The 10,204-nt window shown below is 68.2% G+C and carries 11 protein-coding genes; 1 reads left to right on the top strand and 10 read right to left on the bottom strand.

Annotation, left to right across the window (positions count from 1 at the left end):
- The 6 genes from ACWDA7_RS45940 to ACWDA7_RS45915 form a co-directional block, all read right to left on the bottom strand.
- Window positions 1-578: winged helix-turn-helix domain-containing protein (locus ACWDA7_RS45940; protein WP_450613268.1), on the bottom strand; the 578-nt coding region annotated here is incomplete at its 3' end.
- A 118-nt stretch (window positions 579-696) separates the two neighbouring features.
- A complete protein-coding gene (locus tag ACWDA7_RS45935) occupies window positions 697-993 on the bottom strand; it encodes a hypothetical protein (RefSeq protein ID WP_450613267.1) in 297 nt (98 codons plus the stop codon).
- Window positions 994-1,913: 920 nt separating this feature from the next.
- Window positions 1,914-2,471, bottom strand: a complete 558-nt coding sequence (locus tag ACWDA7_RS45930; RefSeq protein WP_450613265.1) for a hypothetical protein — start codon at window positions 2,469-2,471, stop codon at window positions 1,914-1,916.
- 542 nt (window positions 2,472-3,013) lie between these two features.
- Complete coding sequence (locus ACWDA7_RS45925) at window positions 3,014-3,499, bottom strand: hypothetical protein (protein WP_450613263.1); 486 nt, start codon at window positions 3,497-3,499, stop codon at window positions 3,014-3,016.
- A 341-nt stretch (window positions 3,500-3,840) separates the two neighbouring features.
- On the bottom strand, window positions 3,841-4,023 hold the full coding sequence (locus ACWDA7_RS45920) for a hypothetical protein (RefSeq protein ID WP_450613261.1): 183 nt from the start codon (window positions 4,021-4,023) through the stop codon (window positions 3,841-3,843).
- A 73-nt stretch (window positions 4,024-4,096) separates the two neighbouring features.
- A complete protein-coding gene (locus ACWDA7_RS45915; protein ID WP_450613260.1) occupies window positions 4,097-4,345 on the bottom strand; it encodes a hypothetical protein in 249 nt (82 codons plus the stop codon).
- 145 nt (window positions 4,346-4,490) lie between these two features.
- Here ACWDA7_RS45915 and ACWDA7_RS45910 point away from each other — a divergent pair, with 145 nt between their 5' ends.
- Window positions 4,491-5,042, top strand: a complete 552-nt coding sequence (locus ACWDA7_RS45910; RefSeq protein ID WP_450613258.1) for a hypothetical protein — start codon at window positions 4,491-4,493, stop codon at window positions 5,040-5,042.
- On the opposite strand, the gene ACWDA7_RS45905 is transcribed toward ACWDA7_RS45910, so the two are convergent.
- The 4 genes from ACWDA7_RS45905 to ACWDA7_RS45890 all read right to left on the bottom strand — a co-directional run bounded on the left by ACWDA7_RS45905 (window position 4,999) and on the right by ACWDA7_RS45890 (window position 9,262).
- Complete coding sequence (locus tag ACWDA7_RS45905; protein ID WP_450613256.1) at window positions 4,999-5,916, bottom strand: IS5 family transposase; 918 nt, start codon at window positions 5,914-5,916, stop codon at window positions 4,999-5,001. The genes ACWDA7_RS45910 and ACWDA7_RS45905 overlap by 44 nt on opposite strands.
- A 251-nt stretch (window positions 5,917-6,167) precedes the next feature.
- Window positions 6,168-7,403 (bottom strand): S8 family serine peptidase, encoded by a 1,236-nt coding sequence (locus ACWDA7_RS45900; RefSeq protein ID WP_450613255.1) that lies wholly within the window; start codon window positions 7,401-7,403, stop codon window positions 6,168-6,170.
- A complete protein-coding gene (locus ACWDA7_RS45895; RefSeq protein WP_450613254.1) occupies window positions 7,403-7,948 on the bottom strand; it encodes a hypothetical protein in 546 nt (181 codons plus the stop codon). The genes ACWDA7_RS45900 and ACWDA7_RS45895 overlap by 1 nt, the downstream gene beginning before the upstream one ends.
- An 843-nt stretch (window positions 7,949-8,791) precedes the next feature.
- Window positions 8,792-9,262 (bottom strand): hypothetical protein, encoded by a 471-nt coding sequence (locus ACWDA7_RS45890; protein WP_450613252.1) that lies wholly within the window; start codon window positions 9,260-9,262, stop codon window positions 8,792-8,794.
- Window positions 9,263-10,204: the final 942 nt, after the last annotated feature.

The following is a 10,204-nucleotide window of genomic DNA, read 5'->3' as shown; positions in this document are numbered from 1 at the left end:
CTGCCGCCATAGCCCATGCCGACTAGCAGGCGCAGGACCGCCTTCTCCAGGAACTCAGGCGGGGCGGCGTGAAGACGCTGCACCAGTTCGGTGGCAACGTCGGCATCAAGCTGTTCGACCGCGGCGCTGATCTGCTCGAAAGGTGTTTGATCACTGGTGTCATCGGCGCCAGTGGGGCCGTCGGCCTGCGCCCCTACGGACCCCTTGGATCGTGCCTGGAAAGCACGGAACTCTTCAAACTGCCGCAGTACATCCAGGCCAAACCCATCCGGATGCACCTGGGCCAACTTGAGTCCCCGTTCCGTGATCTCGAACAGACCACGACGGGGCTTCCGCACGGCCTCGGCGTGGAACAGGTAGCTCAACGCCCACGTCACGCGATTGTCGAGGCGCCGCTGTCCGCTAGGTATGACCTGGTTGCGCTGCTCGGAGGTCAACCCGAGCCGGTCGGAGACCTCGGCGATGATGTCGCGCGTCTGCATCGTCTCCCCGGCCGCCAGGACGGCTAGAGCGGGGGCGAAGAAATCATGAAATCTCGGCAGGTCGTCCACAGCGGCGTCCGTCGGGGTGTCACGCACTCAAATCCTCCAAGCTGATCCTTGGCCCACCACAGGAACGCGGCGCGAATCCACGCGCGCACGCAGGATGCGTCCGCAATCGGGTCTACGTCGGCCACAGGTCCCTGCCTGCGGCACCCTAGCGCGGGTGGTGGCTGAGGTCGGGGTCGAACCGGCGACCTTCTGCCTTCAGGCGAGTTGCTGGCTCGGGTCGGACCATGGTCCGACCCGACAACGACCCAGATTGGCAGACGCTGACGTCCGGCTGCGTACCCCATCCGTAGTCACCGGAGGGCAGCGGCGATGTCTGGCCGTTCTGATTCACCTTGCGGAAGCAGCCGTTAGCGGTGGTGCACGACGGCACACCGTAGGCGCTGCGGTAAGTGACGAGGTTGGACTCGGCGTTCGAGCCGTCCAGGGCGTCGACGATCGCCACCGTGCGGCCGGATCCCGAGGGTACCCGGCCAGGTTTTAGGCGGAACGCAGATCGGACGGCACGTTCCCCACCGTGGTCGGGGATCCGGCCCGCACGCCTGCGGCCGCCAACTCAGGAAGTACCTCGCTATCTGACGTGAACAGTGAGGAGTGTCTGGCGGGTGAGGATCCAGTAGCGTCCGTCGAAGGTGGTGTACGCCTCGGCGATGTTGCGCGCCCTCGCACGCGGACTTACGCAGGGCGCTGTCCGCTGCCATCATGGCGTGGCCAACCTTCCTCTCCTGCTTGGTCGGCCGCGCCCGGGTCCTGGATTGATCATCCACAACAGTTGTAGTCCTTGATCAGACGGGCATCGTCGCTGGTCAGGAGGTTGCTCCGACGAGGTGGGTGCGTTCACGGCCCGTCGGCGGGCCTGGGCGAACTCGACGAGCTTGAACACCATTGCGAGGCCGGCGGGACGGGAGCTGGCCTCGCGGACCAGCTGCTGCGCCACGACCTTGAGTGGTCGGCTTCGCCGACGGGCTGCAACATCCCGGGTGTTGCAGCCCGTCGTGATCGGACGGCACGGACGCCGGCACTTTGAGCTGTCTGGGCTGTCTTTGTAGGTGAGGGGCGTAACCGGACAGCCGGACAACTGGGACGCTTGGTGTCGGTCAACCGGGCGGGTGGGACGCTGGTAGAGGAAGCCGCCACGTAACTGGAAGGGGAGGCCACGTGCCGCAGGCCAGCCCGCGGGGTACGTACTTGGGGGTCTCTTGAGATTCTCTGCGTCAGAAGATCAAGGAGGGCCAGATCAGGGAGAGTCTGCCGTCGCGGCTCATGCGTGCCCACGGCGTCAGCCGCAGCACAAGACGGCTCGTGCATGCGTTCGAGATTGCCCTTATGCGATGGCACACGCCCACGGGTCGCGTGGGCACTTGGTCAGTGAGTGAAGGTGTGGCCGTTCCAGTGCCAGGTCAGGGTGCGGTGCATTGAGGGGCCGCTTGCGTGGGAGTCGGTCGGGGCGTAGTACTCCATGCGGGTGACCAAGGCGCCGCTGCGTATCGAGAAGTGGCTCGGGTCGTACTCGGGCGGGAGTGGTTGTTCGGGGTCGGCCGGCACCTGCGGGAGTATGCCCACGGCCTTTCCGCCAGGGCCGAAGACTTGGACTTCTTCGACGAAGAAGTTGCTGGGCTGTGGTGTGCAGGCCAGGAGCACAGCCGTTTCGTCGCTGCCGTCTCCGGTCAGGTCGCCGGTGGCGAGAGCCTCCACGGCTACCTGGAAGCTGTCGTAGTCGCTGATCCCGGTGCCTGATGCCTCGCCCTTGCCGTCCTTTAGGTTCACGGTGAGCGGCCTATGAGACCGGCCAGCGCAGGTGGTGGTGTACTGCCGGTTGCGCCAGTCGATCGCGTTGGCCAGGGTGGCGACGGGCTTGGCGGCGCGCACCTGCAGCGCATAGAAACCGCCGGTTTTCACCTCCGCTTGCTTGGCTGGCGGCACCGCGCCTCCCGGGACGGCTGGTCTTCCGCCGGCCAAGGTCGCCGTCCCGCCCGGCTGACCGATGGCGGCGCTGCTGGCCAGAACCGGGGATTCAGCCCCCGAGGATGCGGATGCGGCGGCCACCGGGCCCATCGCGACGATGGCGGCCAAGGCGGTTCCGAGCCGGAAGCAGCCGGTGACGGCTCGTGCGCCTGCCGATGTTCTCCAGCTCCTTCGACCTCTTGCGAGCATGCTGGACCTCCTGGTCAAGCAACGGCATCGTCCTAGGGCGTTCTGCACACGCCGGCACACATCCCGTGCCCTGCGTGTCGGACGAACCGCCGCAGCCACACTCCCTCGATGACCAAGCAACTCCGGTGCCGCCACCCGGCCGCGGGAAGCACGGCTCTTCAAACAACGTCCTACTCCTGGTTCAGGCGACCACCCGACACATGCCCGCTGCAGCCCCAACTGCCTCGCGTCAGCAGTCAATGCCGTCTTCACTCTGGAGCAGTAACTCTGCAAGCGGGGGCAAAGCACCGGCAACTGACGACTTGTGATCGCTACTGCGGCACCGTCTCGGGGGGGCTTTGGATGGTCGTCGCAGCTCCGCCAATGGAGATATCAGCCACGCCTTGGATCGTAGCTCCGGGAGGCACCACAAACAGTTCGTCGCCAGGGCAACGGCCGGTCTTTCCTGGGCTCACGGTCTCTGTCGAACACTGCCCCACAGATGAGGTACGCCCATTGATCATGACGCTCTTGGACACGGTGACGGCGTGGGCGTAACCACTCTGATCGGTGTTCTGATAAGCCACGCGGACGTAGCCGCGCGGTGTGGTGGCTGACTTTGCGGTGTCGACGGCGACACAGACCACAGCAACCATGTAGCCGCTCGGTGCGCCGGTCACCTGGCTGCACCATTCCTTCACCTGCGCCGGGGCTACGGATGGTGTTGCCGCGGCTGCGGCAGAAGTGGGCACAACGGGGCTGACGATTAGGGCGATCGCGCCCAGCAGGAAGGGAAGTTTCCTATGCATAATGATCACTGCGCCTTCAACGTTGAGTAAAAACCCAGGGCTGCGGCACATTCCGAACAATCCGCCGAAGGTGCCAAATGTGTTCCTGGTGTGATATCACCGACGTAAATTATGCGCCCGCGCCGAGCCTCTGATCAATTATCAGAGGCACTACAACGCCTATGGCCCACACTAAGGCACGGCATCAAATACCACCGCTTGAGTTGCCGTTCAGTTTCGATGGCCCGACGCGGTGGTTGACTGGGCTGTGTCGATAGGCCGCCCAGAAAGAAGGCCGCAATCCCCCACCAGAACTTCCACCCCTCCATGCAGGGCGAGTTTACGCACGCGTCACCCGACCTGAGGACGGGCTAGCGGTTCTGGCGCTCGATCGCCTGGCAGTGGGGACACGTGAGCTGGGCGTTGGGCCCGTAGCGCACCGTCAGGCCCTGGCAGCGTGCGCAGTAGCCGACCTGGTTCGGGGAGCAGCCAAGGATGAGCGCCGCTGCAGCGCGGTCCGTGGTGGGATCGATACGGGCGGGCTCCTCATCCATGTACCCGAATGTACGTCCGGCGCCCGCTCCCGGCGGGATGAAGGGTATGGCTGTCGTCTTCCTCCTGGTGGGGTCAGCGGGCGTTCTCGACGTTGGCCGGTGTGGCGGAGGGGCTGATCTGCGGGATGAGTCCGTACAGGATGCTCGGGCGGATCTCGGGCTGGCCGACGTAGCCGTATCCGTGGGGGCACGGCACCCACTTCCAGGGCTGGGGGTGCGGGGCGCGGATGGGCGTGCGGGGCGCGGTCGGGTCATCGGCAGTGCAGCGGTGCCGGGTGCGGCCGTGTAGGGCGTACGACAGCGCGGGGCTGGCGGCGACCACCGCGTCGAGGGCGAGCGACCATAAGAGCCTTAGAAGCTGTTGCCTTTCCGGGCTTGAGGACTTCGTTTCCGCTGGTCGGGCGTAGGGTCGGTGGTCCTGTGGGAGTAGTGGCCTGGTCGTGCTGTCGCTCTCCGGGAGGTCGTGGATGCCGTCGGTGGTTGGGCTGTTGGAACAGCGTGAGCTGGGTGCTCGCCGTCGCGTGGACGAGCTGCGGGAGGAGGCCGACCGCGTTCAGGCCGAGTTGGCCGTGGCCGAGCGGGAGTGGAAAGAGTGGGCCATCGCGCGCTCGCGGGTCGGCGAGGTGCTGGCCCCGGCGGACGAAACCGGGCAGGATCACGCGGCAGCCGACAGGACCACGCCGGCCGCCGAGGAGCGGACCGGAAAGACGTCGCAAGTGCCGGAGGCGGCGAAGGTGAAGTCGCAGGTGCCGGTGTGGCGTGAGGGACTGGCCTGGTCGGCACTGTCGGCGGACTACCAGCGCATCCTTAAGGTCCTGGCGGACCGGGCCCGGCTGGGCCAGGGGCCGGTGACCTGCCAGGAGATGGCCGCTCAGTTCGGCATGGACGTGGTGCCGGCGCGGGTGGAGGCGCTGCGGTCGAAGGCGAAACGGCTGGTGGCCCGCGGCTGGCTGGCCGAGCCTGCGCCGGGCCGGTTCACGCTCGCTGCGAGTGTGGCCGGCCCAGTCGGCGGGTCATGAGTAGGCTCATCGACCAGTAGACCATCGCCTCGGCGCTGGTGGTGCTGCGCTCGAAGTCGCGCACCAGGCGGCGGGTGCGCATCAGCCACGCGAAGAGGCGCTCGACGATCCACCGCTTGGGCAGCACCACGAACCCCTTCTGGTCGTCGCTGCGTTTGACGACGGCAAGGACCAAAGCGAGAGCGGCCAGGCAGTATTCGACGAGGCTGCCGGTGTAGCCGCCATCAGCCCAGATGAGGGCCAGGCGGTGGTGCGCGTCGGCCACCCGCTCGAGCAGGATCTGGGCGGCGGTGCGGTCGCCGACATCCGCGCTCGTGACCATCACCCCCAGCAGCAGGCCGAGCGTGTCGACCACGACGTGCCGCTTGCGCCCGTTGACCAGCTTGCCGCCGTCGAAGCCCCGGCTGTCCGATCCGACGACGGCGTCCGCCTTGACGGACTGCGAGTCGATCACACCTGCCGTCGGCTGCGTATCGCGGCCCAGCTGCTCGCGGACCCGATCGCGCAGCCGGTCGTGGAACTCCCTGACCAGCGCGTGATCACGCCAGCGGCGGAAGAAGGCATACACCCGGTCCCACGGCGGGAAGTCAACCGGCATCGCCCGCCATTTGATGCCGTTGTCGACGAGATAGCGGATCGCGTCCAACATCTGCCGGTGACAGTACGCCTCCGGCTGTCCACCGCGGCCGCGCATCCAGCCCGGCGCCGGCAGCAACGAGCGGACGACGGCCCACTCGCCGTCCGTCATATCGGTCGGGTACCGGCGCTCACGCATCGGATTGTCTGCGGCGTTCCCGAACTGGTGAGCCAGACAGTCACACTCCCGGGTGGCCCAGTTGGACTGCCCGGACATCGGCACGGAAGACTGCGGCACCAGGGCCTCCTGCTGCTCGGTGATTAGACACCAACGAGCTGTTCAGGAGGCCCTACTCGTATGCGCCGAGTACCCCACGACCACCCAATCGAGACTCCCGTTCGATCGACAAACCCCAAGATCGATACGACAACAGCTACTTACCGGGAAGCTTTCCGTGCTTTGCTCCAGAGTTCCGGCCTCGTGCTCGGACGTGTTCACTGGCGGACTGCCGCTTGAAGCCGCGACGTTCGTCGTGTAGCCGGGTGTGCTCAGGCTCCGGGTTGGGAATGGCTGGCGGCCGCGTAGGGGGCGGTGTGCCAGCTGGTGGGGATGCCCAGGGCGGTGGGGGCATCGACGAGGCCGGCCCCGGTGCGGGCCGTCTCGGCGGTGAACACGGGCTGGCAGGCGGTGCGCAGCAGGGTGAGCAGGTGGTCGGCGCGGGCTGGGGTGCGTGCGGCGGCCGGGCCGCGAAGGTGGTCGTGGTGGGCCAGGACGAGCGCGGCCAGTGCGGTGATGTGGGCGGCGGCAAGCGCGGTGCCGTTGGCGGGGGTGTAGCCGCCGCCCGGCGCCGTGGTGATCACCGCGACGCCCGGGGCGGTCAGGTCAACACCGGGGCCGGTGGGAGTGAATGGGGCCGGGTAGGGTCCGGGCCAGGGCGGCTGCGCGAGGGTGAAGGGGGCCTTGGTGGGCTGGGTACCGGTGTGCGCGAGCGCGCCGACGGCGAGCACGCCGGGCAGGGCGGCGGGGTGGGTGACAACGCCAGCGGTCTCCCCGGCCGGGGCGGTAACCGTAATACCGGCCGCCTGGGCGTCGATCAGCTTGAACGCCACCAGCTGGGACGGCACGGAATAGGCGAGGTTGATCTGGGCGACGTCAATGTCGTGGTCGATGCAGTAGTCGATGGCCTGCAGCAGGTCGCTGACGTGCCCGCCGGGAAACAGCCTGAGTGCGTGCAGTTCGGCCTCGGGGGCGATGCCGGTGATGCCGGTGCGGGTGTCCTTCGCGGCGATCACACCCGCGCACCAGGTGCCGTGCCCGGTTGCATCGGTGCGCCAGGTGGCGTTGCCAGGGTGGGTGAAGTCGTATCCGGCGTGGACGGTGTCCTCAAGGTCTGGGTGGGTGCTGTCGATCCCGGAGTCGATGAGGGCGATCTTGATGCCGTGGCCGCGGTAGGTGGGCGGGATCTGGTGCAGCCGCATTGCCTGCACACCCCACCCGGTCAGCGCCCGCTCGGGAAAGCCCTCGAAGGTTTCCGCCAGCGCCTGCACCTCGACCACCACCTCGTCGGCACTGCCTAGGAGCCTGGGTCCTTCGATGCGCAGCGGCCAGTAACCGCTGGTGGGGCGCACGTGCAGGGTGTGCACGGTGTCCGGGGTGTCGGTGGCCAGGAGCAGGGTGGCCCGCCCGTCGATGCCAGTGAGGGCGTGCGTCTGCTCCGCGACTCCGACGGCCCATACGTGCGCGTCGGCCACCGCTTTGCCCTCCCCGTCCTTTACCAGCACCATCAGCACGGGGCCGGCTCGGCCAGCGGCACGGTAAGGGCCGGATCCATGCCACAAGCGGCGGCAGCGGCCTGCGGCAGCGGAGTGTAGGCCAGTGGCTGGTCGGCCTCCACGATCACCTGCGGGTTCGCGGCCAGCGCGCGGGCCCGTTCGGTAGGCATCGCCACCACCGCCACCGGCGGACACGCCGGATGCGGGCCGCCCGCGTCCGGCCCCTTGGCGCGGGCGGGCCGCACCTGCGCCACCGGCTCGACCTCGGGATCCTCTTCCAGCAACGCGAACAACGCTGGCGCCTCCAGCGGCGGCACCCTGCCGGGCAGCAGTCCCAGTGGCCGCGGCGCCACCAAATACCGGCCCCAGCTTGCCCGCCCGCCATCCGAGGCCGCCGCGAGCGGCTGCTGAGGCTGGCTGCCGCCCTGCTCCGGCGGCTCACCCGGCCGCCCCTGCAGCGCGTCCTGGTCCCCCGCCTGCTCCTTTCTGCCGGCCGCCTTGGCGCCCTTGCTGTTGCTGCCCGGCTTCACGCCGCCGGTCCCGCCCTGCTCACTCATCACCCAACCACTCCATCGGATGTCCGTAGGTCCCTTTGGTTGTGCCGGCGGCAGCCGGGCTGCCGCCGGCACAACTGCCGCAGACAGATTGCTGCGGCCGGCATCCGGCCGGGCATGATGACGTCACGAGAGCCATGCCGCCCTGACCCGGCCGGGCAGGTCACAGGCCCAAGGACGGCACCTGGCCGTAGGGCTGCTGTGCAGCCGGTTGGCCGATCTGCTGCGGGGTGTAAACCGACATGCGGAACTCCTTCGTGGGTGCTCGCGGGACACCGATGAGCGGCGGGCCCCGATCGAGGCCTCCGTTACCCCGCAGCAAACCATCAACCCGGCCAATCCACTCTTTAGGACATACCGCCACCCGGCGGACCCTGACACGGCGCTCGGCTGGCGAGAACAACGCACTGGGGCAGCAGCCGACGCAGCGGGCAGCAGCCCGGCGCGGCGTCGCGCTTTGTACAGGTCGGACGGCTGTGGGGTGCACGCCATCGCGGTCCGTGACGTCGCGGGCATGGAGCCATACGATCTGCCCGGGCCCGTCGGTCGGCAGCACGCATCGCACCGCGCCCGCCACGCCGTGCCGGGGCTTTTAGATCATCGACCAGCTCGCCGTCTACAACTACAACCGCCGCCCCTAGCCAGCCCCCGGACATGCCCGGCGGGAGAGCGTCCACAACGGTGTACGGCCTCCCCACACCGTGCCGGGAGCCGTGGACGGCGGGAGCCACGGCCGTAGGCGCGTCTAGGCGCCCCGTATGACGGGGCGCACTCGGAAAATCCACGGTGAGGCGGTGTGCCCGGAAAACGACTCCCCGGCACACCGCACAGCGCGCCGCCCGGACGTCACCCGATACCGAAGGGCTGACCCATCTGGCCGAAGCCGAAGCCGGGCTGCTGGTACTGCGGGAACTGCTGGCTGATCCCCTGCGGGCCGTAACCGCCGCCCCACAGTTGCTGGCCCTGCTGGCCCTGCTGGCCCTGCTGGCCCTGCTGCACTAGCGCGACGATCGCGGTCGGCAGCGCCTGCTGCACGGACTGCTCCACGGCGTTGCGCACGCCCTGCTGCAGCGTGTGCTGCAGCGCGACCGCCAGGTACGGGTGCGCGTGCTGCTGGGGAATGCCCTGCTGCTGCAGCTGCTGCTGGACCTGCTGGATCTGCTGCAGCGTCTGCTGCAGACGCTGCGCGACCTGCTGGCTCGCCTGCTGACACGCCTGCTGGATCGCCTGCTGGACTACCTGCGCGAGCTGCTGCTGCGGGGCCCCGATCTGCTGGCCGAACTGCTGCTGGGGTGGTGTACCGGTCATCACCGACATGAATGCTCCATTCGACGCCAGGGAAGCCGACATAAGGGGATTATGCCGACTTTTCCAGAATGCCTCCGCCGCGTTGAAGTTAAGGTGACGTCGCCTCGCCCGCAATCGGGCGAGCCGCTCAGGCAGAGGAATCCCCCGATCGGATCCGGCGACGGCCCTCACCGTCGCCAGCTGTGGCAATCGGCCGGGCCCGCCCGGCGCGATGCCCCTCATGCAGCCGCTGTCGACACCCTGCCTGCCCCGGTGATCCCCGTCATCCCGGACATCGACGCCTTCAACGACGCGTACAGAGCGGCGGCTCGGGCTTAACTGCGGGACCATCCGCACAGGGTGCTCGGGGGATCTCTGGCTGGCCGACGGTGCCGCACTCGTGCGGGCGGGCAACCCACTTCCAGGGCTGGGCGGACGGGGCGCCCAGTGACTCCGGGGAACGGTCGAGGTCGCGTTGGCGGCGCAGCGGCGTTCGACGCGGCCACGGAGGCCGCAAGCCGGTGCACAGGCCGAAGGCGTCGCGGTAGGAGCCGCAGAGTTCGGCTTCGAGGGCGGCCATCTCAGGTGGGAGTACGCGGTGCGCTGGGTGCAACATGCGCTGGGTGCAACAGTCGTAGCCGGTCGCGGTCAGTTCTCGTCCTCGCGCCCACCCACAGACTCACCGGGCGGAGATCAAAAGGGGCTCTCCTGCCGCATGCGTGGGTGCCCTGACCTGCCCTGATACGGGAAACACGCCGTCTCCTGCCAGGCTTGAGGTCTCGAGGCTCAAGTTGGATCAAGCAGGAAAACGGCGTGTCCCTCTTCAGGATATGGAAGCGGACGCTGACGGCCGAACACACGGTGGTCGAGGGCGTCCGGATCGACGAGAACGAACAGTGCGTGATCGTGTCGGTACGTCCCGATGCGCGCCGTCGGCAGCGGTGCGGCCGGTGCCGACGCCCGGCGCCCTGG

This window comes from Streptomyces sp. NPDC001156, assembly GCF_053598275.1.
Note: the sequence above shows the minus strand (reverse complement) of the source record. Positions and strands in the feature narration are given on the sequence as shown.